This is a genomic window from Paenibacillus sp. 7541 (assembly GCF_002276395.1).
GTDB classification, from domain to species: domain Bacteria; phylum Bacillota; class Bacilli; order Paenibacillales; family Paenibacillaceae; genus Paenibacillus_AQ; species Paenibacillus_AQ campinasensis.
In genome coordinates this window covers 272,167-297,114 of sequence record NZ_NQLZ01000005.1, presented here as the reverse complement: position 1 = coordinate 297,114, position 24,948 = coordinate 272,167, and the positions used below count along the sequence as shown (strand labels likewise).

The following is a 24,948-nucleotide window of genomic DNA, read 5'->3' as shown; positions in this document are numbered from 1 at the left end:
CAACAGCCGCCGGCATACAAGCCTGCGGCTGTTGATCATACTTCGGATTTTCAGGATTGACGATCGCTGGTAGAGCTCGGTCTCAGAGCTTATGCGAAAGCTTTGGATACCCAGTGTCCCTTCGACACTTCAACCAGCTCGCTGTCCGCCTCGTGTAGCTGAACGGTCCCGTCCTCGCCCTTCGCTGCAGTGATTGGCCCTTGGCCATCATGCTCCATTCTCAGCCGCTGCTTGTTCGCCTCGATTTCGGGGTCCGGAATCGGAATAGCAGACAGCAGCGTCTTCGTGTACGGGTGAATCGGATTGGCGTACAGCTCCTCGCTGTCCGCAAGCTCAACCATTTTGCCTAAATACATTACGGCTACCCGGTCGCTGATATGCTTGACCATGGACAGATCATGGGCAATGAACAGATAAGTCAGGCCGAGACGGTCCTGCAAATCCTTCAGCAGGTTTACAACCTGCGCTTGAATCGATACGTCCAGCGCCGAAATCGGCTCGTCACATATAATAAACTTCGGATTGACTGCCAGCGCCCGGGCAATCCCGATCCGCTGACGCTGTCCGCCGGAGAATTCATGTGGATAGCGCGAGGCATGGTCGCTGTTCAGGCCAACCATATCCAGCAGCTCTTCAACCCGTTTCTTGCGTTCGGCGCGGCTGCCGGCCATGCCGTGAATGTCCAATGCCTCTCCGATAATATCCGACACTGTGAATCTCGGATTCAGCGAAGCATAAGGATCCTGGAATATCATCTGCATATCCCGGCGCATCGCCTTCATCTTCTTGGGGGACAGCTTGTAAATATCGGTCCCGTTAAACTTTACGGATCCGGCAGTTGGTTCGTAGAGGCGGAGAATCGTCCGTCCAGCCGTAGATTTGCCGCAGCCGGATTCCCCGACCATCCCGAGCGTCTCTCCCTCGCGGATGTAGAAATTCAGATTATCCACCGCTTTAAGAACATTGCCTTTCCCTACATTAAAGTATTTCTTCAGTCCTGCAACTTCAATGAGATGGTTGTCCTTCATGACGACTGTGCCTCCTTCGCCATCGGATGCAGATTCCAGCATCGAGCCATATGGGTGTCGCTGAACTCAGTGGCTCCCGGATCGATCCGTTCGCATATTCGCATCGCCTCTTCACAGCGCGCGCTGAACGGGCAGCCTACCGGCGGTTTAATCAGGTCCGGCGGCGTGCCGACGATCGGAATGAGCGGCTCGCCCTTCTTCTGATCGAGGCGCGGCATCGAACGAAGCAATCCCTTCGTATACGGATGCTGCGGATTTTTGAATATTTCCCACTTCGTGCCGGTCTCGACCACTTCCCCTGCATACATGACGATCACCCGGTCACACATGCCCGCTACAACGCCCAGATCATGTGTGATCAGAATGATGGATGTGCCTAGACGCTGCTGCATGTCCTTCATGACATCCATAATTTGCGCCTGGATGGTAACATCCAGCGCTGTTGTCGGCTCATCGGCAATCAGCAGCGACGGTTTGCAGGCCAGCGCAATCGCAATCATGGCCCGCTGACGCATACCGCCCGAGAATTCATGCGGGTATTGGTTGAAGCGCTCTTCCGGATTTTTAATACCGACAAGCTTGAGCATTTCAATCGCTTCTTTCTTCGCTTCCTTGAAGCTCATGCCCTGGTGCTTTTCCAGCACTTCGGTAATCTGCTTGCCGATCTTGATGGTCGGATTCAGCGATGTCATCGGGTCCTGGAATATCATGCCGATGTCCTTGCCGCGAATCGCCTCCATCTGTTTATTCGTTTTCTTGAGCAGGTTCTCTCCTTGGAAGATAACCTCCCCTTTCTTGATCTCTGAGGGCGGGGACGGAATCAGACGCATGATGGTCTGGGCGGTGACACTTTTACCGCTTCCGGACTCACCGACAATGGCAACCGTCTCCCCTTTGCCGATTTCAAAATTCACGCCGCGCACAGCCTGTACTTCGCCGCCGCGAACACGAAACGATACGCTCAGGTCATTCACCTGCAAGATCGGTTCCATACCTTCCCACCTCCTATTTTTTCAATTTCGGATCCAGTGCGTCACGAAGACCGTCACCGAAAATGTTGAATGCAAGCATGGTCAAACTGATGAATAATGCCGGGAACAGCATCCGCCATGGATAATACATCCAGCCGGACAGGGCGTCGTTGATCATGGAGCCCCAGGATGCTACCGGCGCCTGTACACCGAGTCCGAGGAAGCTCAGGAACGCTTCCGCGAAGATGGCGCTTGGAACAGACAGCGTCAATGTCACGATGATGGGTCCCATCGCGTTAGGAATCAGATGACGGAACAATAGTCTTGGTGCGCTGGCTCCCATCGAACGGGATGCGAGCACGAATTCCCGGCTCTTGAGTTGCATAATTTCCCCGCGGACGATCCAGGACATATTTATCCAGCCTGTAATGGTCAAGGCTAATATAATCGTCCCTAGACTCGGCTCGAACACAACGAGCAGCAGAATCGTCACGAGAAGATACGGGATCGAATACAAAATTTCAGCAAACTTGTTCATGAACTCATCCACACGTCCGCCGAAGTATCCCATAATCCCCCCGTAGATGACACCGATAAGCAGGTCGATCGCGGCAGCCGCGAGACCAACGGTAAGCGAGATCCGGGCTCCCATCCATGTCCGGACGAATACGTCGCGCCCCAGATCATCCGTACCGAACCAGTGCTCCGAAGAAGGAGGCATGTTCGTATTGAGCAAATCATTCGTTTCATAGTCATATTTAGAGATCATTGGACCGATAATAGCCATCAGAATGATCAGTATCATAATGACAAGACTCGACATGGCAAGCTTGTTCTGACGCAATCGTTCCCAGGCATCCCGCCAGGAGGACACGCTTTCGCGCTGAATGACTTCGGACTGCTTCTCATCCGGACCGATTTTCTTGAAATCCTCGGGTGTCAGCTGCTGCCCGGCCGGATACGCCATATTATTTTCTGTCGCCATGTTTACCCCTCCTTCCTGCTGGTCAGCTTGATGCGAGGGTCAACAAACATATACGCAATATCCGTTATGAAGCGGGCAAGCATCAGCAGAATCCCGTAAAAGATTGTAATGCCCATAATGACCGTGTAATCCCGGTTCGTAATGCTCTCGACAAACTGTTTGCCGATGCCCCCGATACCGAAAATTTGCTCGATCACGACCGAACCAGTAATGATGTTGGCCGTCATAGGCCCGACATACGTGATGACCGGCATAATACCGTTACGGATCACATGCCGGAACATGATGGCAAACCAGCTCAGGCCCTTGGCCTTGGCGGTTTTAATATAATCCGAGTGAAGCACTTCAAGCATGTTGGAGCGCGTCAGACGGGCGATAAAGGCGATCGGCTGCGCCGATAGCGCCATAACAGGCAGCACATAGTCCAGCGGGCCGTTAAAGCCCATGACGTTAAACAGCCCCGCTTTTTCAGCCAGCACATACTGCAGGAGCGAGGCCAGCACGAAGCTGGGCACAGCAATGCCGAGCACGGACAGCACCATCGCCACATTATCGATCAGCTTGCGATGATATAAAGCGGCCAGCATCCCCAGCAGAACTCCGATAACTACCGAGACGATGATAGCGATCAGGCCCAGCCGCAGCGATGGTCCGAAAGTTTCGACGATGATGTCGGTGACATACTGCCCTTGATGTTTCATGGACAGGCCAAAATCACCTTGAATAATATTGCTCAGATATTTCGTATATTGTTGAAATACCGGTTTATCTAAATCATACTGCTCCATCAGCCTTGCCAATATTTCCGGTGACGGCTTCTTCTCCCCCATAAAGGGATCTCCCGGTATGGCCTTCATAAGAAAAAAAGTGGCTGAGATCAGTATGAACAACGATACAAGCATATAAAAAAACTTACTCGCCACATACCTCAGCATTTCTTCAACTAACCCCCTGATCATGATGTTCTACACCAAGTATGTTGCAAGCCAGTTCAACTATTTCATTGTAGTCTTCCTGGCGAACCTTAGCACGCATAAACTTCCACCAGCAAAAACAGGATTTGGAAATCCTGTGGCCATACAAAAAATCGGGATATATATTGGGGTTGGGAAACGACCCGTATATATATCCCGAAAGATTAGATTACAGCATCACAAGCAGAGAACTACTCAATGTAAGCGCGCGTGAAATCGATGTCGCCTTTGTAATCAATGTGCAGGTTTTTCACCCATGGCTTGATCAAAGATACGCTGGAGTAGTAGTAAATCGGCATGATGACTTGATTCTCCTCAACGAGAATTTTCTCAGCTTGAGCCATCAGCTCCATACGCTCTGCATTATCGTTGGTCGTGTAAGCTCCTCTTACCAGCTGATCATATTCTTCATTATTGAAGCCAGCGTCGTTGTTTCCGCTATTCGATACCCACATATCGATGAACGACATCGGGTCATTGTAGTCGGCGCCCCAGCCAGAACGTGCAACCTGATAGTTCAGGTCATCCCGGTTTTTAAGGAACACGCCCCACTCCTGATTCTGTACCTTCACATTGGCACCCAGATTATTTTTCCACATATCCGCGATCGCAAGGGCAATCCGTTTGTGGTTGTCATCCGAGTTATGAATGATCGTTACTTCAGGCAATGTCGTGTAACCTTCTTCACTCATTCCTTGCTCGAGCAGCTTCTTCGCTTCCTCCAGGTTATCCTCGAAATAAGCATCGGAAACTTCGTTGCGATATTCGTCATTCTCCCCCTTGATGCCAGGAGGCACAAAACCGAAAGCAGGCAGCTGTCCGCCCTGCGTAATTTTCTCTACAATCGCGTTGCGGTCAATGGCCATCGAGAAAGCTTTACGGATGTTCACATTGTTGAACGGCTCTTCCGTTGTATTAAACACATAGTAGTATGTGGTCGCAATCCCTTTGATCTCCAGTTGATCCCCAAGCTCGTTCTTGACGGCGTTCAATTGGTCAGTAGGAATGTTTCCTGTAGGATGACCTGCGTAGTCAAGCTCATTATTCCGGTAGCTGGCAAGCTCCGTGGCGGCACTGTTCACAATGCTCATCTCCACTTTCTCCAGCTTGATCGATTCGGTGTCCCAATACTGATCGTTTTTGACAAGTTCAATCTTTTGTCCTTTGACCATTTGCGACACTTTGAAAGGTCCGTTCCCAATAAGCGTATCCGGCTTAGTAGCCCACTGCGGATTGCCTTCAATCGAGCTGTGGACCGGGAAGTACGTTTGGAACGACATCAGACTCAGGAAATAAGGCGTCGGGTTCTCAAGCGTTACCTCAAGGGTGTAATCGTCCGTCGCTTTGACACCGACCTCGCTCGCGTCCTTAATGTCGCCTCCGTTATAAGCCTCTGCGTTCTTAATGTAGTACAGCTGATACGTATATGGAGATGCAGGCGTCAGATTCGGATCCAATACCCGCTTCCAAGCGTACTCGAAATCATTGGCCGTTACAGGGTCGCCATTGCTCCATTTGGCGTCCTGGCGCAGATGGAACACATATTTCAATCCATCCTCGGAGATGTCCCAACTTTCGGCAACGCCAGGCAATTCGGTTCCGTCTTCACCTTTGCGTACCAGTCCTTCAAATACAGCGTTGATGATTGTATTAGAAGTGTTGTCCTGGGAAAGTCCCGGATCCAATGTCGGAGGTTCAGAGGCCAGGTTCATGCGAAAGACTTGATCTTTCGGTTTACCAGCGTCCCCATTGTTGGCACTCTCGTTATTGTTGTTAGCTCCACATGCCGCCAACACTGAACTGAAGGCAAGAATCAGCGTCATAAGCAGCAGAAGTTTTTTGTGTTTCCTCATCTTGCGTTCCTCCTCATAGATTTAAAGGTACATGCTAACCGATTATACAACCAGTGGTCAATAAAAATCCACATTCTTGGAATTGAAAAATCTTCCTGTCCATGATGAACAGGAAGATTTGACTGTCATTTCACGCTATTATATTAGGCATACATGACTCTGATTATGTATGTGATCAATCCAAAAAAAGTAAAAACAACATAACAAAAACTCATCGCTACAAAAGCCAGTCTCCACACGACCCGCACAAGCCGCCTGACATCCACTTTTCCTTTCCACCGCGTCTGGGCGCTGCCAATCAGTCCAACAGCAATGAGCAGCACAAGCAGGATTAAATAAAAGCCAAACCTGGATTGAAACGTATTGTTAAACAGCGCGGAGACGGAAAATAGTAAAAATAGCGTCGTGACATCCATCGCCAGCTTTACAGCCTGCTTCCGATCTTTCCCCCATCTTACGGCCAGAAAATACACCAGCCCGAACGGAATGACCGGAATAAGGCTCATTGTATTGAATATCGTTAGCAGAAACCCCATCCACAGACCTCCTTATTTGGTTGTCCCCTCAATAAGCCTGCACAGCAGTTCATGCTTCGGAGCCGCTACACCATGTCTCTGCCCCAATCGAACGATGCTCCCGTTAATCCAGGAAATTTCGGTTGCACGCCCCTCCAGCACATCCTTTAGCATGGAGGATGTGTTAGTCGAAGTCATCCGGCATACGCCCACGATCTGATCCCACAGATGATCCTCCCTTGAAATGCCCGCAGCATCATATACGGCGCATGCTTCGTCGAATAGCTCTTTCATGAGTTGAATGCGCATGGGATCGTCAAGCAAGGCGCCATTAGGAATGCGCCACAATGCCGTTAAAGGATTGATCACAGCATTGATCATCAGCTTCCGATAAATTGCAGTATAAATTTCATTCGACAAATAAGTCTTAAATCCTGCTCTGTTCAGCAGCTCAATCAGTCTAATGTCGGAAATTTCCCGCGATGCTGACTTTTGTCCTGACTCCGGCATGCCTTCGGTGTTATAGGGGCCGATCGTCGTTGTCCCGCTTCCGGCGTGAAGCACCTCCCGGGGCCCGATTCGCTTCGCGCCCTCGGTGGTAATCGCCGCATATATCGCGCCGGAAGGAAGATGCTGCTGAAGCAGCTCCAGATGGCCCGTCCCGTTCTGGAAGCATACACAGCGCTGAATACTCCTCCCATACGGGATAAACACCCGCTCCACCAAATCCTCAATCCCTTGCTGCTTCACCATCAGCACCAGATAATCCGCCGCGGCTCCAGCTTCCTCGTGAAACTCCGAGAGCGGATGCGCCTGGACTACACCAGGCGGGATATGCAGCTCTCCCCCATCGCTATGGTGGATGGTGATGCCGGACGAATGAATAGCGGCTGCCTGTTCGTCGCTCCGGCACCACAAGGTCACCTTGGCCCCGCTGGCGGCTAATTTGCCTGCATATAACAGTCCAAGAGAGCCTGCTCCAATCATCTGAATGTCCAATTCCGATCCCCCGTTTTCCATATGGCTATGTTCCCCCTGTATAATCTTGAACTGAGAACCTTGTCTCGATGGTTGCCAAATCCTATGTTCTAGTATATATCAGAACCGGTATCATGAAACGCAAATAACCCATGCAGAGGACATGACAACATCCCCTTGCATGGGCTATCGCTTCAAACGTGGAGCCTTCTTATTCGATCCGCTCCAGGTTTCCGTTTGCATCCATCTTGAACCGGGTTTTCAGCTCCTCGTCTTCCTCGTTCAAAAAAGCTAGTCTACGAGCCCGGTCCATAATTTGAATCAATGCCTTATAGTCATCGTTGACCACATGATAGTCTGTCTTCACTTCACTCACTTCTTTGAGCAGCCGCTCATTTTCACTGCGCAGTCTTGCAATTTCCTCATCCTTCTCCCGGAGGCTCTTCTCCATCAATTTGAACTGACGGGAAGTCTCCTGGAATCCGCCCTTGAACTGACGCAGGAATCGGATGACCGCATCAATGGAAAGCGTTTCTTCACTTGCACCTTCGCTTTTGTATAACTCCTGGTCCAGCTCAGGCGCAGTCAAACCGGCCACTTGTGCACCGCTTGTTTGGGACTGCTTTTTGTAATAGCTCTTTTTCTGGCGCTGAGATTTTGCCAAACTGATGGCATCCTCATATTTTTTGCGGACACAGCTGTTCCAGCGGAATCCGCACGCAGCCGATGTTCGGCCAATGCGTTCGCCTACTTCTTCGAAAGCAGCTAACTGGGTGCTGCCCTCGCGAATATGGCGCAGGGTCACCTCTGCCAATATCAGATCATCCTCTGCGCTCCATGCATCCTGTCTCACTGCTGACATACCATAAAACCCTCCTAACGACATCCTTTAAAATAACCGTCTTCATTACCGTTAACATCGGCGAACTGAATAGGGTATAAAAACTGCTTATTTCATTCCTATGCCTCTCATAGAGTTCATAGAATCTATTTGATACTAAAATGTATTTCCATTTTGATTACAGATCATACTCCTATAAGGGGAAATCGGAACAAGCATTGAAGATGGAAGCATTTTCAGCAGCTGCTGTACATGGTGTGTAAAAAATCACAGAAATATCTCCAGTTAAACATTTACACGATTTTCCCATAACGCTATAATGTTCATAGCAGCATTATGTGCGTACATACGAGAGGAGGATGGTATCGTGGCACGGATGTTTCGAGTTCTCGGCTTCTTCACCCTTACGATTGGTTTAATGGCCTTTGCCGGGGATCTTGTCGAGATGGCTCTGCTTTTCTTCCTGCAGACCGCATTTTTTGTAATTTTGGGGTATCTGAAATTTACGGAGAGAACCTACATTCTTCTCTTCTGGGCTTATATGATCGTGACCTTCACCGGTTTCAGCTACTGGACGGTCTTCCATATGGGCAAACCACTTTAATGGCTTAGACAGCAAGGCCATCCGCTCGTGAAGAATGGACAAACTGAAAGTCCTCGCACAAGGGAGCGCCTGTCGTTCTAAGTAAACGCTTCAGCAATAAAAGCACCATTAAAAAAAGCGATCGGCGCTTGAGCTGCCGTATCGCTTTTTTTAAATATTTCAGCCTATATCATCATATATTGGTTGAGATGAAGGGATAGCGGACGGATTCCTTTCGACATACCTAACAATCAGGGGGGCACCTGTTTTGATGACACGAATTAAATATCGTTTCCTTCCGTTCCTGCTCGTTATCATCCTATTCGTCAGCACCCTGACGGCACCCGTGTCCTATTCGGTCCAGGAACCGATAATGCCGGATTCGGAAGAAGCTCGCAAAATACTGGAGGATAGCCTCTCTATCGTTGAAATCGATCATGAGATCGAGCGAATTACGGCCAGGCAGCAGGAGCTTGAAGTGACCCAGCGCCAGCTTCGGGAACGGATCACCGTTCTGGAGGAGCGGATCGATGAGCGAAGGGACCGGGCGGATGCGGTGCTTCGAGCGTATTATATGGGGGAACGCGATCATCTGCTGGTCATGCTGCTCTCAGCGCAAAGCTTATCCGGATTTTTCAGAATATTGGACTTTTACGATATGATTATCCAGAATGACCAGCAAGTGCTTCAATCGTATAATCAGCAGTATCGGGAGCTGCAAGCATCACGCGCAAGTGCTGAACGAAATGCGGCGGAACTTGCCCAAGTGAAGGACAGCCTTCTCCAGCAGCGGGAGCGGGTTCTTGCCCTGCAGCAGCAGGTGGACGGCGCATTGAATACCAGCGGTAATCCTGAGGCTATGCGGGCGCTGATCCATGAATTTACGCTGTACTGGGAAAATGTTGGCTTGTACGAAGTGAAGCGGCATTTCCAAGCGCTGGCGAGTGCCATGGAGAATTTGCCGGGATTTATTCAGGGCAGCAAAAACATCCTCAGCACCAATGGGAAGGTGTACACCATTAACATACATGAGGATGATCTGAATGGATTTCTTCGTTCTGAGGACAAGTTATTTGAAACGTTTGCCTTCCGGTTTGAGGATGGCAAAGTCATCGCATCCGGTGAGAGCGGCAACCTGTCCTTGCTGATTGAAGGCCGTTATTCTGTTGTAGATGAACCGCAGAACGCCATTATGTTCGAAGTCGAGCGGCTCGTATTCAATCGTCTTGAGCTTCCCGACACTACCCGGAGGTCGCTCCAGGACGAATTCGATATGAATTTTTACCCCAAACAGCTCATTTCATTTCTGAAAGCAACGGAAGTCAGCAGTTCGGATCAGCGGCTCATTGTCAGAATGGAGCTTGATCTTTAGTTGCCCATGTCAGGGCTGTTCATCCGAATAGCGTTCGGTAAACTGCTCGGCATCCATTTCTCCCATAAGCAGCTGCGAGACGGATTTGGCATAGTCAGGGAACGATCCTTCCCGTCCAAAATCCAGGGCCGCGGCTTCTTTTTGCTCCAGCAGATTGTGCATGTGGAGCCGCCATGGATCTGTCCTGACAGCTCCGGGATCGTACAGCTCTGATACTACGGGCAATGTCCCGGCGGCGGCGGTCCAGGCCCGCTGGGATTCTTTAGATGTCATATATGTAATCCATTTCCTGGAAAGTGAAGGTGAGGCTGTATGGGCCGCTATTGCAAACGATCTCGTATGGATCACCGGCTGCTCGGCATGACTGTTCAGGATAAGCGCTGTATCGATCCCTTCCTGCTGTCGATTGCGAACCTCGGAATAGGCCGTTATCTCGACAAGCGCTTCGAGCTGTGCAGCATCATCGGGAGGCTCATTCGCGTCCATCTCCGTATCTCTCTCCAGCAGCACCCAGGTCCCCTCACGGTCAGATAGCCAGTTCAGTACCTCGGCATCTGGTCTGCCAGGCTCTCCATCCAATAGCTGTACAACCGCTCCAAATGCATACGGATCTTCCGCATTCATGAAAAAGACGGGTAGCTCCACTTTATCATGCAGCTCTTGCCACGCCTTGCGCTCATCCGGGAGCGGCATCGCATCCGGCAGCTTGTCCGGTTCCCAAACCAGCATATAAGGATTTATATCAAAAGGCATTCCCCAGTGATAGCCGTTCCAGGCCAGCGGCGGCATCAATCCATTGAGAATTTCACCATCGGTTACGATGCCCTGGAAAGCATCCGCAGGAAGCAAGTATCCATTCTTTGCAAGCGTTTTAATGAAGTGACTGTCCATTAAATAAACATCAGGCCCTTCATTCAAGGCACGATTGCTCATAAAGGCTTCGATCGTCAAGTCTTCCGGATCGAGAGGAACGAGTTCGACCTCCGCTCCGGTGGTCTCTATAAAGGTGTCGTTCAGTTCCGACAGCTGTTCCCATTCGTCGTGAGAAAGGGAAACCCCAACCTGGATCGGTCCCAAGTTATCCTCTACAGTTTCCGGCTGCTGTCTTGGAGGTACCGGTTCATCCCCAGGCAAGTCTCTGCGAGGGTTGTGAGTGAAGTCATTTCCGGGAGATAGACTCGTTAATGACAGCAGCAATATGGCAAACAGGAACCAGTAATTTTTCCGCTTCATATCCCATCTTCACTCCTTTGGGGTACATGCAATTATTTTACCAAACTCCTAGTGCTGCTGTCCTATCTTTTTTTAAGATATCCAAAAGAAAAAGGATGTCCGGGAGCAGACTAACAGCTGCTGCCGGGACATCCATGATTCATTTCTCGGGAAATAACATACAGGTTAGAGCAGATCAGCCGCCAACTGGGCCAGCTTCGAGCGCTCACCTTTGGTTAGCGTGATGTGACCGCTCAATCCCTCCTGCTTAAATCGTTCAACAACGTAAGTAAGGCCGTTGCTCACCGCATCCAGATAAGGATGGTCTATCTGTTCTGGATCGCCCATCAGGATGACCTTACTGCCTTCTCCGGCCCGGGATACGATCGTTTTCACCTCATGCCGGGACAGATTCTGGGCCTCATCCACGATAATAAATTGCCCGGGAATCGAGCGCCCCCGAATATAAGTCAGTGCCTCGACCTGGATGCTTCCAAGCCCCATCAAAATTTTATCGATATCTCCAGCTTTTTTAGTATCAAACAGGTATTCCAGATTATCGTAAATCGGCTGCATCCAGGGTCTTAGCTTCTCGTCCTTCTCCCCTGGTAAATAACCGATATCCTTGCCCATCGGAACGACGGGACGCGCGATCAGAAGTTTTTTATATTTGTGCTCATCCTCCACCTTCGACAGGCCTGCAGCAAGCGCGAGCAATGTTTTCCCCGTTCCTGCCTTTCCGGTGATGGTCACGAGGGGAATGTCATCATTGAGAAGCAGTTCCAGCGCCATCCGCTGCTGCGCGTTGCGCGCGCTGATGCCCCATACCGGCTCATTGCTTAGATAGAGCGGCTCCAGTCTCGTTGCATCTTCATTGACTCGGAGCAAAGCGGATTTACCACTCCCCATCTCATCTTTCAATATGACAAATTCATGCGGATACAGCGAGTAGGACAGCTGCAAGGGTTGAACCGGAAGATAACGGTAGCTGTAAAACTCATCAATGACAGCCGGATGCACCTTCAAGGTCGTATAGCCTGGAAACAGCTCGCTTGGATCCGCCGTCCGGTCAGACAAGTAATCCTGCGCATCCAGACCGAGCACATCAGCCTTGATTCGGACAAGAACATCCTTGCTCACAAGAACGACCGGTCTGCCGTCTCCCGCCTTCTCGTCCTCCTCCAGCTTATAGTTCAATGCGACCGCCAGGATACGATTATCATTCGAGGCTTCACTGAACAATTCCTGTACCCTGACGAAGCTGCGATGATTAAGTTCAACTTTGAGCAGCCCTCCGTTCTCCATAGGCACCCCGTCATGAAGATGACCATGCTCTCTCAACCCGTCCAGCAGCCGGGACACCTGGCGGGCGTTCCGGCCGATTTCATCGGCATGGCGCTTCTTCGAATCGATCTCCTCGAGGACGATAGCAGGAATGACCACTTCATGTTCTTCGAAGGCATAAATCGATTGGGGATCATGCAGCAGTACGTTCGTATCCAGCACAAATATTTTTTTCATCTTATCCCTCCACTGCTCCTTCATCAGGTACACATAAACCTTTCCATCCCGGACATAATAAGCTTAGTGACTTGGTGACATCAGTGAATATGACCACGAAAGGACAGATCAAACCTATGAGAACTGCGATTTGCATTATGCTCACGGTTGTGTTGCTTGCCGGCTGCGCTCCGGCCCATAATAACGCATCACCCTCTCCTCGTAATCAACAAAACGGTGCCAGAGTTCAGAATGTGAATGAGAATACAAATCCAAATACCAATAATGCCGCGCCCGAGCAGGGTCAAGTGAACCAAGCTACTGCCAGTCACTTGAAGGCTATCGCAGAGAAAGTTCCAGGAGTGAACAGTGCGAACTGTGTCGTCATGGGCAATACCGCTGTCGTTGGTGTCAATGTGGATGGCAGTCTTGATCGCGCGGATGTCGGGACGATCAAATACACCGTAGCCGAGGCGCTCAGAAAAGATCCGGCCGGAGCTAATGCGCTCGTTACCGCTGATCTTGATCTGAACAACCGCATTGCCGATTTGAATCGGCATATCCAGGAAGGGAACCCCATCTCCGGGCTCGCTGCCGAGCTCGCGGATATCGTAGGCCGTATTGTTCCCCAGCTTCCTAGAGATGTAGCTCCAGGCAACGACGAGACTGGCGGCGAGACTGGCGGCGAGGTGCCACAAACGATGGAGCCGAGGGCGAACACGCCTGCTGCGCCCCGCCACCAGCATAATCAAGGCCAAAGGGCACCCGGCAACCGGGGACAATAACAGCCATCAAATGCTGACGGGTTTTGCCAATTTCCCACATATTCCATACAAAAAAAGCCCAGTGAGCTATCACTGGGCTTTGTGTATGACCATAAACAGACATCCGACCAGAAGCGATTACCGGACGGAAGCTGCCCGTGTCGTAATCTCGTACGTTGACGGAGCAAATAGCCTCGTCGTCGACAAGGTCACGGTTGTCGAAAATGCAGGCATTGTCCTCCCCATGTGGAGCAAGACTAGGATCAGTCAGCACTGCTAACCAGGAATGGGCGTTCATGTTCCAGCCGCCATAAACAAGCTTCATCAGCGCTCTGGGCATCTCCAAGCGGATTTGTGGCATCGTGAGGTAGGACATGACTACAGCCTCCTGTACAATGAACTTTCTCCTGATATATTGTATTATATCACAGCGCAAAACTTGCCTTCAATTGTCATGGCGAGTCCGTATTTTCCGCTTCTGTCCCTTCGGATTCGCTATGGCGGTGTTTCCCGGCCAGCTCATCCTTGAGCGCCTGCTTCGCTTTCTCCAACTCGCTTGGGCTCACGATAACATAAGGGCTTCTCCATTCGCCAATCACCGGCATAAACAGTACATCGTCCTTTCGGATGTCCAGATACGTGGTGATCATATGGCGAATCTGATCCTGTTCGAGATCGGTTTTCAAATTATCTTTGACCGCATCCAAAGCATTGCCGATTCTTGCGACACCGCCCAGACTCTTCATCCGGTCCAGCAAGGAATGCAAAACTTCGCTTTGACGGGCATTCCGTTCAAAGTCATTTGATTCCTTCGTCCGCGGGCTGCACTTGTTAGATGATTTGCGATATCGCACATAGTCAAGTGCTTCCTTGCCGTCCAACTTCTGAGGACCGGCCTTCAGGTCGATGTTGGTGCCGTCGGCAGAGTCCTTGTAGCACATGTTGTACTGAACATTGACATCCACGCCGCCAAAGGCGTCAACGACATCCCGGAAGCCCTGAAAGTCAACGACGGATACATAGTCGATATTGACATCGAGATACTTGCCAAGCATCGCTTTCATCTCATCTTCGGCGCTGATCCCGCTGCTCTTCTCCGCGGATTTGAATCTCGGATAGTAGGCGTTCAGCTTGTTTGCCTTATACCCTTCAAGCTCCACCAGCGTGTCCCTTGGAAGGGAGACGAGGGTCGCCGTGTTGGTCTCGGGATGCATGGAGACGACCATGACAACGTCGGTAAGATAAGTGCCAGTTTCAGGACGATGGTCTGTCCCGAGCAGCAGCATCGTAATCGGCTTTTCCTTGGCGGAATGCCCAGGAGCAACCGGCTTGTCGACACCGCTCGATTCGATAATCTCATTTCCTTTAAGATATAGGTATCCGGCATAAGACGCCGCTCCCAAAATTGCGATCAGAATCAAAATAAAAAGAAATTTAAAAAAGGATCTGACTCCGCTTTTTTTCTTCTTCTGCACAGGCTTCTTCCGGCTCTTCCCCGCGTTCTTGGCTCTCGGAGGAAGGCCTGATTGAGTAGAATTCATTGGATAACACCTAATTTCCTTCAATATTAGAGAATGTCCGGTTAACCTCCCTTTCGGTCGGCTAACCGGACTCTGGCTGACTTCTCTCTCTTATTAACGGCGAAATCGACAAAAAGTTTCATAGCCGAACAGCAACAAACTTTTTTCCCGCCTCAGGATTTCGTTTCCGACTGTGCTTTTTTCTTCTGGCGTGCTTCCACAAAATAACGAATCCGCACCATCAGCATCAATGCAACCGCTACGAGCAGGCACTGGATAATCGGCAGCTTGTCTATCTGGAATATAAGCAGCATCCCCGAACCTAATGCCATCAAAATATACAGGAGAATTTCCTTCAGAAGCGGCAGCTTCTGCTGTACCCGGAACACCTTGTTGTAGACATAGGTGACCAGTACGAAGATCAAAATATAGGAGATGAGCGGATGAGCGGCAAACCAAGCTTGCATAAACGGTTCACTCCTTTAACAAGGTAACATCTCTATTATAGATTTGCCTGAGCCATTTTGCGATGCTTTTCTGCGCGCTCACGCTCGCTCTTGTTCAGAATCTTCTTGCGAAGACGAACCGATTTCGGCGTGATTTCGCAATACTCGTCATCATTCAGATATTCAAGTGCCTGCTCCAGGGAGAAAATGAGCGGCGTCTTCAGCTTCACCGTGTCATCCTTCGTTGCCGAACGAACGTTGGTAAGCTGTTTCTCTTTACAAATGTTCACGACAATATCGTTATCGCGGGTATGCTCCCCGACGATCATGCCCTCATAAACCTCAGTGCCCGGCTCAAGGAACAACGTTCCACGGTCTTCCACGGACAGCATGCCATAGAATGTAGATGTCCCGTTCTCCGTCGATACGAGAACACCTTGGTGACGTCCGCCGACCTGGCCGCCGACAACCGGTCCGTAGCTGTCAAAGGCATGGTTCATGACGCCGTATCCACGGGTCAGTGTCAGGAAGTGTGTCCGGTAGCCGATCAGACCTCGCGCCGGAATCAGGAATTCAAGACGAACCTGACCGTTACCGCTGTTAATCATATTGACCATTTCCGCTTTGCGTGTGCCAAGGCTCTCCATAACGGCACCCATGCTCTCCTCCGGAATGTCAATCAACAGGCGCTCGATCGGTTCCATTTTGACACCGTCAATTTCCCGCACGATAACTTCCGGCTTGGATACTTGCAGCTCATAGCCCTCGCGGCGCATGTTCTCGATCAAAATTCCAAGGTGAAGCTCACCGCGTCCGGACACGATATAGGCATCCGGGCTGTCCGTCTCTTCCACTCTCAAGCTGACATCGGTCTCCAGCTCCTTGAAGAGACGGTCACGAAGCTTGCGTGACGTCACAAACTTGCCTTCCCGTCCTGCAAACGGGCTGTTGTTAACCAGAAACGTCATTTGCAGCGTAGGCTCGTCGATCTTCAGCACCGGCAGCGCCTCCGGCTGCTGCGGATCCGCAATCGTCTCACCGATGTTAATGTCCTTGATGCCTGCAATAGCCACAATGTCGCCGGCGCCCGCTTCAGGAACCTCAATCCGCTTCAATCCCTGGAAGCCAAACAGCTTCTCGATCCGGGCCGTCTTGTTTGTTCCGTCCCGCATGATGACCGTAACCGATTGCCCCTGCTTAATGACACCTCGATTGACACGGCCAACCGCGATACGGCCCAAATATTCATTGTAATCCATCAGCGTAACGAGGAATTGAAGAGGCTCTTCAATGTTCTCGGACGGGGACGGAATATGCTCGATAATCGTCTCGTATAGGGCAAGCATGTTGTCATCCTGCTTGTCCGGATCCATACTGGACGTTCCGTTCAGTGCGGAGGCATAGACGACCGGGAAATCCAGCTGGTCATCATTCGCACCAAGCTCGATGAACAGATCCAGCACCTCATCAATCACTTCTGCCGGCCGGGCAGCCGGACGGTCGATTTTATTGACCACCACAATCGGGGTCAGGTTATGGGCAAGCGCCTTGCCAAGCACAAACTTCGTTTGCGGCATGCAGCCCTCGTAAGCGTCAACGACGAGCAGTACGCCATCAACCATCTTCATGATCCGTTCAACCTCGCCGCCAAAGTCGGCGTGTCCCGGCGTATCCACAATGTTGATCAAGAAATCCTTGTACGTGATCGCCGTATTTTTGGCCAAGATGGTGATGCCGCGCTCGCGTTCCAAATCGTTGGAATCCATGGCTCGTTCCTGTACGGTTTCATGCTCGCGAAAAATACCGGATTGCTGGAGCAATTTGTCTACCAGCGTAGTTTTGCCATGGTCAACGTGCGCAATGATCGCAATGTTGCGAATCTGATCTCTTGATTGCATAGCTATATCTCAAATCCCTTCTATTCGAATGACCACAAAAAGCGCCGGACCATATGCCGACGCTTCAACACACAAACTATAATATAGGTAAACCGTCGCAGAAATCAAGTCTTTTCAGAAAACTGATGTCATTACACGTCATGATATTACCAGCCTCGACTCCATTTATCACGTTTGGAACGATTCCGGCCGAAAATAAGCCACACGCCAATCGCAATCAGGACAAGTGCGATCACGTACAGCGCTCCCGCTTGGAGCCATGTGAAAATCCAAATCAGCACCCCGATCAGTGCAATCCCGAGTGCAAGCGGAAGCACCCTGGCGGGTCTCGGAGTTTCAAACAGATAATATTCATACAGTCCGGCCGCAACGCCAAGAATCAGGACAGGCCACAAGGCGCTCATAAGCCCCCAGCCGCCGAGGCTGCAGATCAAAAACAGCAGGCCGTAAACGGTCAAAATTCCGCCTGGAATCAGAAAGGCCGCAGACACGCGACGAGCGAAAAACAGCAGGTGGATCAAGATCCCTGGCAGCAGCAACACAAGCGGCCACAGCGTCCGGCCGACAAAACCGAAAAATCCAAGCTTGCCGAGCAGAATAACAACGCCAGCTACAATAATAAACAGACCTAACATGAAATCTCTTCTGGAGGACATTGTGATCACCCTCTCTATACAGTATGTATAATTCCCTACACCCTTCGGTTCATGAATCCGGAGTTACGTTAATTTTAGCCCATTCCGACAAAAAAAACCACCGACCCGTCAGGTTCAGGCAGAATTTGTCCGTTATTTCGGGGAGCAGTCCGAAACATGGCACACCAAAAAGGGGCTTGCATAAGCCCCTCCCAGCTGCGCAATCTACAGCGCGGCGATTATAGACCAGAACCTCTTTTGCCAGTGGCGGCAATCCGCTTTCACTTATGTCACCCCTGCCGTTTGTCCTGCCTGGTCAAGCTGGCCAGGCCGCCGAACAGCATCACGGCGAAGGCGACCAGTACCGGCAGCACCGGGAACAGCTGCGGCATCCAGACGGCCAGCAGCTGGCCTGTACGAGCATCCTGGACTATCATCTCGCCTGCGGTATATGACAGAACCCCCGCGCCGATGTACAACAGCACCGGAAAGCGGTTCAGCAGCGACGAGATCAGGCCGCTGCCCCAGACGACGATCGGAATGCTGAGCACGATACCGATAACAATTAATGCAAAATCGCCATTGGCAAGTCCGGCAATCGCGAGCACATTGTCCAGGCTCATCACAAAATCCGCGATCAAAATCGTATTCACGGCAGACCATAAGCTAAGGGCGCCTGATACAGTGACCTCGTCCTCCGCCTTCGGCATCATCAACTGAAACGAGATCCAAATCAGCAGAAGAGCCCCACCGGCCTGCAAGTAAGGCACTTTCAGCAGAATCACCGCCGCGAAGGTCAGAAGACAACGCAGCACAACAGCCGCTATCGTACCGATCCATACCGCGCGCCTGCGGCTTGTCTCCGGGAGGTCCCTGCTCGCCATTGCGATGACAAGGGCGTTATCGCCGCTTAACACAAGGTTAATCATCAGAATTTGTCCCAACAGCAGCCATGTCTCCACTCTAACAACACCCCCATGACATACACATATGTGGGGGATGGTCAAGCTATGCTTGCACAACGATAAAAATAGGCCTATAATGAATCCGCCTTTTATTTTGTTATATATCGGCAGTCCTAAGAGGAGTGACAGAACATTGGAAACTACAGCCGAGTTTTTCCTTTCATTACTAAACATCATATTTCTGGACCTGGTGCTGGCAGGCGACAATGCCATCGTGATCGGCCTTGCAGCCAGAAATTTACCGCCACAAACCCAGAAAAAAGCTATCCTGTACGGAACAGGCGGCGCTGTCATTCTTCGGATTATAGCCACCATCCTCGTGGTGTGGCTGTTAAATATCCCTTGGCTTCTGCTCGTTGGCGGAATCCTGCTTGTCATTATCGCATACAAGCTGCTCGCCGATGACAACAGCGATCACAGCCAGATCAAAGCCGGACAAAGCCTTGGCGGAGCGATACGCACCATCATCGTGGCCGATGCCGCAATGGGGCTGGACAACGTGATTGCCATTGCTGGCGCCTCCAAGCACAATGCGCTGCTCGTGGTCATCGGCCTGCTGATCAGCGTGCCGATCGTGGTCTGGGGCAGCACATTGTTTATTAAGCTGATCAACCGGTTTCCGTGGATTATCTATGTAGGCGCAGCCGTGCTCGCATATACCGCATCTTCCATGATCACCGATGAGCGGCATTTTGTTCTTTATTTTGAGACGCATCCCGTTATTCACTACCTGTTCATTGCCGTCATTATTCTGGGCGTGCTGACCGCAGGACATTTGCGCCGGAAGCATGCGCATCGTCCTTCATCAAGCCCGCAGCATTGAACGATGGACCCACAGAACAAGTCTGCTGAGAGAGGCAGCATCCGCTGTAAACAAGCACAAAGTGCGAGCGTACCCTGGATTGAACCCTGGGATTGCACTCGCACTTTTGCGTTATATAAAATAAGCGATGAATCGCATTCTGATGCCTGTTCTTGTCCGGAATCTACTTGTCCGAAATTAGAACCATTCCTCCTGAACGACCGGTTCCCGGCTCTCCTTGCCGCTAATCCGGCTTATGTCGGTATCCGGTTTGATAATCACCGTCTCCGTCGCGGCAATCGCGGCTTCAATCAGTTCCGGAAGCCGTTCAAGGGAAGCCTCCACCCTTTCCACGACATGAAGATTCGGATTCGTGGTCGGGGATTTTGGCACAAAGAGGGTACAGCAGTCTTCATACGGAAGAATCGAGGTTTCATACGTCCCGATTTCGATGGCCTGGTTGACGATGTCGTTCTTGTCCATCGTGACCAGCGGGCGCAGAATCGGCAGCTCCGTCGCTCTGCCGATCACATTCATGCTGGCCAGCGTTTGGCTTGCTACCTGGCCGAGATTATCCCCTGTCACAATCGCCAGCGCACCAGACCGCTCCGCAAGCGCGGAGGTGATTCGCAGCATCGCCCGGCGCATCAGCGTAATAATCATATTGTCCTGGCCGTTGCCGACAAAGGAAGTTTGCACCTCGGTAAACGGAACTAGATGCAGCTTGATCCGGCCTGCATAGCGGGATAGGATGCGGGTCAGCTCGATGACCTTCTCCTTCGCCAGCTGGCTCGTGTAAGGGTAGCTGTAGAAATGCACACACTCGATTTCGAGCCCGCGCCGCATGGCCGCCCAGGCAGCTACAGGGCTATCGATGCCGCCGGACAACAGCAGCATCGCCTTGCCGTTACTGCCGAGCGGGAATCCGGCCACTCCCGGAATCGTTTCATAATACAGATAAGCTCCGTTCTCCCGAACCTCGATGCGCAGCTCTATTTCGGGCTGCTTCACCTGCACCTTCAGATTCGGATAAGCGCGAAGCACGGGCGAGCCCACCAGGTGGTTCATCTCTTGGGATGAATGCGGGAATGCTTTCCACACTCTTCGGGCATTCACTTTAAAGGTCGTGCCTTCCGGCAGTTCCCGCTCACTCAGAAAATCAAGCGCCGTTTCAATGATCGCATCCAGATCCACCGGACATACCCGGACCGGGCTGACCGACACGATGCCAAATACTTTCCGCAGCACCTGTGTTAACTCCTCCGCAGATTCCCCGTTTAGCTCCACATACAGCCGTCCGTATTCCCGGATAATATGGACCTTCGGATACGGCTTCAGCACCGCCTTGATATGGGTGTATACCGTTTTCTCAAAACGGTTGCGATTTCTGCCCTTCAGCGTAATTTCACCGAAACGCAGCAGCAGCATATCGTATGTCATTTTAATTCGTAGTCCCCTTTCTTTCTATAAAAGGCCGCAGTTTTCCCGTCGCGGTTTTCAGTGCATCAATCAATCGCTCGGCATCCTCCAGCCGATGATGGCGGCCGAGACTGATCCGGATGCCAGACGAAGCGATGGACATGTCCTTTCCCATCTCCAGCAGAACCCGACTCGGTTCGCTCAATTTGGACGAGCAGGCCGATTTCGTGGACACCAGCATCCCCAGCTCCTCTAGAGCATGGACGATGACTTCCGGTTTCACGCCAGGGTAAGAGAAATTCATAATATGCGGCGCACCTTCCCTGCTGCTGTTCATGACCGTGCCTGGAATATCCGCGATTTCCTGAAGCAGTTTATTCCGGATCAGGGAAGCTTGACGATAAAATTCCGGCTGCCGCTCACGTCCCAGCCTCATCGCTTTGGCCATGCCGACCGCAGCCGCCACATTCTCCGTACCAGCCCGATGCCCGTTCTCCTGTTGTCCTCCGGACATCAGCGGGAACAGCTCCACGCCCCGGCGAACATACAGCACGCCGATGCCTCTGGGGCCATTGAATTTATGCGCTGACAACGTATATAGATCCGCCTGCCAGTTCTTGAGCGACACTTCCAGCTTGCCGAAGCCTTGCACCCCGTCGATATGAAACAGCGTTCTGTGGTTGCGTTGTTTAACTGTTTGGCCGATCTCCATCAGGGGTTGAACCGCACCCGTCTCATTGTTGACATGCATGATGCTGACCAGTACTGTGTCCTTGCGAACCGCATCCGCAAGCGCCTGAACATCCACCCGTCCGTTGGCATCAACCGGCACGTATGTCACCTCCCAGCCAAGCTGCTCAAGCTGGCGGAAGCTTTCATAGACGGACGGATGCTCAGTTCGAGTCGTTATCAGATGTTTGCCCCGGCTTTTGTACTGGAGGGCCGCTCCTTTTATTGCCATATTGTTGCCTTCGGTTGCACCGGAGGTCAGCACAATTTCCGAAGGCTCCGCCTCCAGCGCTGCCGCGCACACCTCGCGTGCTTTCTTCAGCAGCTTCGCAGCCTCCTCCCCGTATTGGTGCAAGGCCGATGGATTGCCGTAATGCTTTTTCATCACTTCAGCCATCGTGCTCACAACGTCGTCATCCGGGGGAGTTGTTCCTGCGTGATCCCAATATATCAAAGGTATTATCCCCTTTCGTCCATCCTTTAAAGTTCGTCCAGAATTATATATTTACACAAAAAGATCAAACGGTAAAGCGCACCCCGCCCAAACAGGCAGATGGGATATGCTTCTCGTTTGATCCCCGACTTCTCATTATTCAACAATGATATCCTAAATGGTATAACTCCGCCGCGCATCCATGACCTTCTGGACGTACGCCTGCGTTTCTGCCGGCAAAGCATGGAGGTTAGCCATAAGCTCCTCGTTCGACGTGATGCCGAGCGATGCTACGCGAGTAGGTCCCGCATTGTACGCAGCCAGCGCAACGGCCACCTCACCGCCGAATCTTTGCAGCAGATTGGACAGATAGCGCGTGCCGCCGTCAATATTTTGCACCGGGTCAAATGAATCGCTGACACCAAGCCCTCTGGCCGTGCCGTCCATGAGCTGCATCAGGCCTTTGGCACCCGCGTGGGAAACGGCATTCGGATTAAAAGCCGATTCGATCTGAATAACCGACTTGATCAAAGAAACCGGAACGCCATATCGTTCACCTGCTGCTGTGATGAGTTCCTCAAAGCTCGTATACCGGGTGTTCTCCGGCTGGAAATCCTGTACACGCTCCATGGAAGTGTCTATCTTCCCGAGTTGCTGCCACAGCAGTCCGTCCTCGTAAGTGACGCCAGGAGGCAGGCTACGAATCGGTCGGGCAGTCTGCTCCGAGGATTCCTCGTTCACCGCTTGCTGAAGAACATCGCTGAACCGGACCGCCGTTTCTTCCGTACTGGAACGCGTGGCCCGCTGGGTTGCTGTCGTTTGAACATAGGTTACCGGATCGATTTGCATCATATGGATCACATTCTCTCCCGTTATGATTGTTAAAATCTATTTTACATCGTTTTGGTACAATCTGCTATACCATTTCGTTAAATTTATGTAACACCTATTGGAATGCCATTCCAGATGAAAAAAAGCCGAAGACCAGGCAGTTAACCTGTCTTCAGCCGAGAAGAAATGTGAATAAGCGTTGTCGCTTTAATGTTTGCCGTTAACGGGCAAATGGAATCAGGATAAAATAGCTCAGCGTTGCGAGCACGCCGAGGCCAATCCCCCAAGCTCCCATCGTTCGGCTGCCTTTGTTATAAGCATAGTAACCAACTACAGCAGCGATCGGGCCAAGAATGACAGACCACATGAACAAGGAGATAATCCCTAGTACAAGTCCGACATATCCGACAGTTCTGCCTGTACTCAGATCTGCTTCCGGTGAAGCCTCCCGAACCTCTTCCTTCCGTTCGTAAGTTTGCACAGGAGACGCGACTTCAGCTGAAAATTCCTCACGATGATCTTTGCGCGGGAAATCAACCCGGTGACGCTTCCCCTCGATGACCTTCATCCCTGTGTTGCGTCTTTTTTGATCCATGATTTGACCTCCATTTCCTGTAAGGTGATCATCGCCTATTTCTTCGGCTTAAATGTCAAGCAGCAGGTGGCAGACGATTGCTCGGCCACATCGCGGTGGTTGTTCATAAACGTCTCTTCCCCGTATTCTTCATTCAGCTTCACGTCGGCATGACGGTCAATCTCAATCATAATCGTATCGGCTTTGCACACATTTTGTTCTCCCCAATAGTGACAGTTGCTTACACTACATTTAACCAATGTTTTGGCATCGATGGCCATTTTGCATCACCTCGTCAACATTTTCTCCCCAGCGGTACCCCCGTATGCACAATCCGAATTGTCAGTTGGTGTTAACCGCAGCAATCTTCGGTCAAATGCAAAAACCGGACCTGCAAACAGGCCTCTTATAGCCTGCTGCAAATCCGGTTGATCATAATCGATATAAGGTTAGATGTATATCTGCCGTCTAGGCATGGTTTCTTTCCGATTGCAAGCGACGCTCGGTCAGATAATCGCTCTCGTAATAAGCCAGATCATCGCGCAGCTCTTCAAAAATTTTGGTAATGCTCATAATAACGTCCCGAGCCGGACGCACCGGTTTTTTGCGGAAACGAATGGCATCCTGCCCTGTATAGGCGTAACGGCCATCCTCGGAGTAGCTTTCATTCTTCGGGTAAAAGAAATTGTTCACGCAGCGATGATACAAGTTATACAAAGCCTTCTCGGCAAATTCGGCATCAAAATTAGGGCGACGTTCGACGACGCCAAGCTTTTCATAGGAAACCTCCGAAAACACAAGCAGATGGCGAACATCCGAAAGAAATCCTTTGTAGAAATGAGCGGTCTCTTCATCCTCATCCTGAACCAATTGAGGCAACGCATGTTCATTCAAAAATGCTTCCATGATCGAAATAGCAGATTTCAACTTTTGTCTTGAGTCTGAGCATAACTTTTGAAGATTGTCTGCTGGCATTACGGTAGCTCCCCCTTAAATGGTCGTAAACCTTCGGCCGAAGCCGTCGGTCATTCTATTAAATATTATCCTATCACAATTTCCGGCTTAACGAAATCCCTATAATGAATACACTTTCAAGGATATTTTATCCGGCTTCGACCCG

Annotated in this window: 25 protein-coding genes; 4 read left to right on the top strand and 21 right to left on the bottom strand. The window is 51.0% G+C overall.

The window, feature by feature from the left end; all coding sequences use genetic code 11:
* Positions 1-89: 89 nt before the first annotated feature.
* From CHH75_RS03590 to CHH75_RS03555, 8 genes are all read right to left on the bottom strand, one after another.
* On the bottom strand, positions 90-1,028 hold the full coding sequence (locus tag CHH75_RS03590; protein WP_095263157.1) for an ABC transporter ATP-binding protein: 939 nt from the start codon (positions 1,026-1,028) through the stop codon (positions 90-92).
* Positions 1,025-2,020, bottom strand: a complete 996-nt coding sequence (locus tag CHH75_RS03585; protein WP_095263156.1) for an ABC transporter ATP-binding protein — start codon at positions 2,018-2,020, stop codon at positions 1,025-1,027. The genes CHH75_RS03590 and CHH75_RS03585 overlap by 4 nt, the downstream gene beginning before the upstream one ends.
* A gap of 13 nt (positions 2,021-2,033) precedes the next feature.
* Positions 2,034-2,984, bottom strand: coding sequence for an ABC transporter permease (locus CHH75_RS03580; RefSeq protein WP_095263155.1), 951 nt, complete (start codon positions 2,982-2,984; stop codon positions 2,034-2,036).
* Between the two features lie 2 nt (positions 2,985-2,986).
* The gene (locus CHH75_RS03575; RefSeq protein ID WP_095263154.1) at positions 2,987-3,919 is read right to left on the bottom strand and encodes an ABC transporter permease; all 933 of its coding nucleotides are present in this window, start codon (positions 3,917-3,919) and stop codon (positions 2,987-2,989) included.
* A gap of 230 nt (positions 3,920-4,149) precedes the next feature.
* The gene (locus tag CHH75_RS03570; protein WP_095263153.1) at positions 4,150-5,811 is read right to left on the bottom strand and encodes a peptide ABC transporter substrate-binding protein; all 1,662 of its coding nucleotides are present in this window, start codon (positions 5,809-5,811) and stop codon (positions 4,150-4,152) included.
* 143 nt (positions 5,812-5,954) lie between these two features.
* Positions 5,955-6,347, bottom strand: coding sequence for a DUF3397 family protein (locus CHH75_RS03565; RefSeq protein ID WP_095263152.1), 393 nt, complete (start codon positions 6,345-6,347; stop codon positions 5,955-5,957).
* 12 nt (positions 6,348-6,359) lie between these two features.
* Complete coding sequence (locus CHH75_RS03560; protein WP_244908049.1) at positions 6,360-7,346, bottom strand: ketopantoate reductase family protein; 987 nt, start codon at positions 7,344-7,346, stop codon at positions 6,360-6,362.
* Positions 7,347-7,515: 169 nt separating this feature from the next.
* Positions 7,516-8,166 carry an RsfA family transcriptional regulator gene (locus tag CHH75_RS03555; RefSeq protein ID WP_095263151.1) on the bottom strand — a complete coding sequence of 217 codons (651 nt, stop codon included), beginning with the start codon at positions 8,164-8,166 and terminating at the stop codon, positions 7,516-7,518.
* A 346-nt stretch (positions 8,167-8,512) separates the two neighbouring features.
* Between CHH75_RS03555 and CHH75_RS03550 the strand changes: the two genes are divergently transcribed.
* Together CHH75_RS03550 and CHH75_RS03545 are read left to right on the top strand one after the other, a co-directional pair.
* Positions 8,513-8,749: a DUF2626 domain-containing protein gene (locus tag CHH75_RS03550; protein ID WP_095263150.1), complete on the top strand. Its 237-nt coding sequence runs from the start codon at positions 8,513-8,515 to the stop codon at positions 8,747-8,749.
* Positions 8,750-8,999: 250 nt separating this feature from the next.
* Entirely contained in the window at positions 9,000-10,100 is a 1,101-nt protein-coding gene (locus CHH75_RS03545; RefSeq protein WP_230875542.1) for a coiled-coil domain-containing protein, read from the top strand.
* Between the two features lie 9 nt (positions 10,101-10,109).
* On the opposite strand, the gene CHH75_RS03540 is transcribed toward CHH75_RS03545, so the two are convergent.
* Together CHH75_RS03540 and CHH75_RS03535 are read right to left on the bottom strand one after the other, a co-directional pair.
* Positions 10,110-11,333 (bottom strand): extracellular solute-binding protein, encoded by a 1,224-nt coding sequence (locus CHH75_RS03540; RefSeq protein WP_095263148.1) that lies wholly within the window; start codon positions 11,331-11,333, stop codon positions 10,110-10,112.
* Between the two features lie 165 nt (positions 11,334-11,498).
* Positions 11,499-12,833, bottom strand: coding sequence for a PhoH family protein (locus tag CHH75_RS03535; protein ID WP_095263147.1), 1,335 nt, complete (start codon positions 12,831-12,833; stop codon positions 11,499-11,501).
* A gap of 116 nt (positions 12,834-12,949) precedes the next feature.
* On the opposite strand from CHH75_RS03535, the gene CHH75_RS03530 reads away from it, so the two are divergent.
* Complete coding sequence (locus CHH75_RS03530) at positions 12,950-13,597, top strand: YhcN/YlaJ family sporulation lipoprotein (RefSeq protein ID WP_095263215.1); 648 nt, start codon at positions 12,950-12,952, stop codon at positions 13,595-13,597.
* Positions 13,598-14,028: 431 nt separating this feature from the next.
* On the opposite strand, the gene CHH75_RS03525 is transcribed toward CHH75_RS03530, so the two are convergent.
* The 5 genes from CHH75_RS03525 to CHH75_RS03505 form a co-directional block, all read right to left on the bottom strand.
* A complete protein-coding gene (locus CHH75_RS03525) occupies positions 14,029-15,117 on the bottom strand; it encodes an LCP family protein (RefSeq protein WP_095263146.1) in 1,089 nt (362 codons plus the stop codon).
* 152 nt (positions 15,118-15,269) lie between these two features.
* Positions 15,270-15,563 (bottom strand): YlaH-like family protein, encoded by a 294-nt coding sequence (locus CHH75_RS03520; RefSeq protein WP_095263145.1) that lies wholly within the window; start codon positions 15,561-15,563, stop codon positions 15,270-15,272.
* A 35-nt stretch (positions 15,564-15,598) separates the two neighbouring features.
* Positions 15,599-17,440 carry a translational GTPase TypA gene (typA, locus tag CHH75_RS03515; RefSeq protein WP_095263144.1) on the bottom strand — a complete coding sequence of 614 codons (1,842 nt, stop codon included), beginning with the start codon at positions 17,438-17,440 and terminating at the stop codon, positions 15,599-15,601.
* Positions 17,441-17,586: 146 nt separating this feature from the next.
* On the bottom strand, positions 17,587-18,075 hold the full coding sequence (locus CHH75_RS03510; protein ID WP_483310910.1) for a hypothetical protein: 489 nt from the start codon (positions 18,073-18,075) through the stop codon (positions 17,587-17,589).
* A gap of 290 nt (positions 18,076-18,365) precedes the next feature.
* Positions 18,366-19,037: a TerC family protein gene (locus tag CHH75_RS03505; RefSeq protein ID WP_095263142.1), complete on the bottom strand. Its 672-nt coding sequence runs from the start codon at positions 19,035-19,037 to the stop codon at positions 18,366-18,368.
* Positions 19,038-19,173: 136 nt separating this feature from the next.
* On the opposite strand from CHH75_RS03505, the gene CHH75_RS03500 reads away from it, so the two are divergent.
* Complete coding sequence (locus CHH75_RS03500) at positions 19,174-19,863, top strand: TerC family protein (RefSeq protein ID WP_176475443.1); 690 nt, start codon at positions 19,174-19,176, stop codon at positions 19,861-19,863.
* A 177-nt stretch (positions 19,864-20,040) separates the two neighbouring features.
* Here the strand turns inward: CHH75_RS03500 and thiI are convergent, their stop codons facing one another.
* The 6 genes from thiI to CHH75_RS03470 all read right to left on the bottom strand — a co-directional run bounded on the left by thiI (position 20,041) and on the right by CHH75_RS03470 (position 24,803).
* The gene (gene thiI, locus CHH75_RS03495; RefSeq protein WP_095263140.1) at positions 20,041-21,282 is read right to left on the bottom strand and encodes a tRNA uracil 4-sulfurtransferase ThiI; all 1,242 of its coding nucleotides are present in this window, start codon (positions 21,280-21,282) and stop codon (positions 20,041-20,043) included.
* Between the two features lies 1 nt (position 21,283).
* Entirely contained in the window at positions 21,284-22,444 is a 1,161-nt protein-coding gene (locus tag CHH75_RS03490; protein ID WP_095263139.1) for a cysteine desulfurase family protein, read from the bottom strand.
* Positions 22,445-22,597: 153 nt separating this feature from the next.
* Entirely contained in the window at positions 22,598-23,275 is a 678-nt protein-coding gene (locus CHH75_RS03485) for a lytic transglycosylase domain-containing protein (RefSeq protein WP_425320424.1), read from the bottom strand.
* A 199-nt stretch (positions 23,276-23,474) separates the two neighbouring features.
* The gene (locus CHH75_RS03480; protein ID WP_095263138.1) at positions 23,475-23,849 is read right to left on the bottom strand and encodes a hypothetical protein; all 375 of its coding nucleotides are present in this window, start codon (positions 23,847-23,849) and stop codon (positions 23,475-23,477) included.
* Positions 23,850-23,884: 35 nt separating this feature from the next.
* Positions 23,885-24,109 carry a DUF1540 domain-containing protein gene (locus CHH75_RS03475; RefSeq protein WP_095263137.1) on the bottom strand — a complete coding sequence of 75 codons (225 nt, stop codon included), beginning with the start codon at positions 24,107-24,109 and terminating at the stop codon, positions 23,885-23,887.
* A 187-nt stretch (positions 24,110-24,296) separates the two neighbouring features.
* On the bottom strand, positions 24,297-24,803 hold the full coding sequence (locus CHH75_RS03470) for a YpuI family protein (protein ID WP_095263136.1): 507 nt from the start codon (positions 24,801-24,803) through the stop codon (positions 24,297-24,299).
* Positions 24,804-24,948: the final 145 nt, after the last annotated feature.

Excerpts from the sequence above, each read along its gene's own strand:
- CHH75_RS03545 (WP_230875542.1), top strand. The coding sequence starts at position 9,000 with ATGACACGAATTAAATATCGTTTCCTTCCGTTCCTGCTCGTTATCATC.
- CHH75_RS03525 (WP_095263146.1), bottom strand. The coding sequence starts at position 15,117 with ATGAATTCTACTCAATCAGGCCTTCCTCCGAGAGCCAAGAACGCGGGG.
- CHH75_RS03485 (WP_425320424.1), bottom strand. The coding sequence starts at position 23,275 with ATGATGCAAATCGATCCGGTAACCTATGTTCAAACGACAGCAACCCAG.
- thiI (WP_095263140.1), bottom strand. The coding sequence starts at position 21,282 with ATGACATACGATATGCTGCTGCTGCGTTTCGGTGAAATTACGCTGAAG.
- CHH75_RS03535 (WP_095263147.1), bottom strand. The coding sequence starts at position 12,833 with ATGAAAAAAATATTTGTGCTGGATACGAACGTACTGCTGCATGATCCC.
- CHH75_RS03480 (WP_095263138.1), bottom strand. The coding sequence starts at position 23,849 with ATGGATCAAAAAAGACGCAACACAGGGATGAAGGTCATCGAGGGGAAG.
- CHH75_RS03570 (WP_095263153.1), bottom strand. The coding sequence starts at position 5,811 with ATGAGGAAACACAAAAAACTTCTGCTGCTTATGACGCTGATTCTTGCC.
- CHH75_RS03510 (WP_483310910.1), bottom strand. The coding sequence starts at position 18,075 with ATGTTAGGTCTGTTTATTATTGTAGCTGGCGTTGTTATTCTGCTCGGC.
- CHH75_RS03470 (WP_095263136.1), bottom strand. The coding sequence starts at position 24,803 with ATGCCAGCAGACAATCTTCAAAAGTTATGCTCAGACTCAAGACAAAAG.
- CHH75_RS03555 (WP_095263151.1), bottom strand. The coding sequence starts at position 8,166 with ATGTCAGCAGTGAGACAGGATGCATGGAGCGCAGAGGATGATCTGATA.
- CHH75_RS03575 (WP_095263154.1), bottom strand. The coding sequence starts at position 3,919 with ATGCTGAGGTATGTGGCGAGTAAGTTTTTTTATATGCTTGTATCGTTG.
- CHH75_RS03585 (WP_095263156.1), bottom strand. The coding sequence starts at position 2,020 with ATGGAACCGATCTTGCAGGTGAATGACCTGAGCGTATCGTTTCGTGTT.
- CHH75_RS03590 (WP_095263157.1), bottom strand. The coding sequence starts at position 1,028 with ATGAAGGACAACCATCTCATTGAAGTTGCAGGACTGAAGAAATACTTT.
- CHH75_RS03540 (WP_095263148.1), bottom strand. The coding sequence starts at position 11,333 with ATGAAGCGGAAAAATTACTGGTTCCTGTTTGCCATATTGCTGCTGTCA.
- CHH75_RS03560 (WP_244908049.1), bottom strand. The coding sequence starts at position 7,346 with ATGGAAAACGGGGGATCGGAATTGGACATTCAGATGATTGGAGCAGGC.
- CHH75_RS03520 (WP_095263145.1), bottom strand. The coding sequence starts at position 15,563 with ATGCAAGCTTGGTTTGCCGCTCATCCGCTCATCTCCTATATTTTGATC.
- typA (WP_095263144.1), bottom strand. The coding sequence starts at position 17,440 with ATGCAATCAAGAGATCAGATTCGCAACATTGCGATCATTGCGCACGTT.
- CHH75_RS03565 (WP_095263152.1), bottom strand. The coding sequence starts at position 6,347 with ATGGGGTTTCTGCTAACGATATTCAATACAATGAGCCTTATTCCGGTC.
- CHH75_RS03475 (WP_095263137.1), bottom strand. The coding sequence starts at position 24,109 with ATGGCCATCGATGCCAAAACATTGGTTAAATGTAGTGTAAGCAACTGT.
- CHH75_RS03580 (WP_095263155.1), bottom strand. The coding sequence starts at position 2,984 with ATGGCGACAGAAAATAATATGGCGTATCCGGCCGGGCAGCAGCTGACA.
- CHH75_RS03530 (WP_095263215.1), top strand. The coding sequence starts at position 12,950 with ATGAGAACTGCGATTTGCATTATGCTCACGGTTGTGTTGCTTGCCGGC.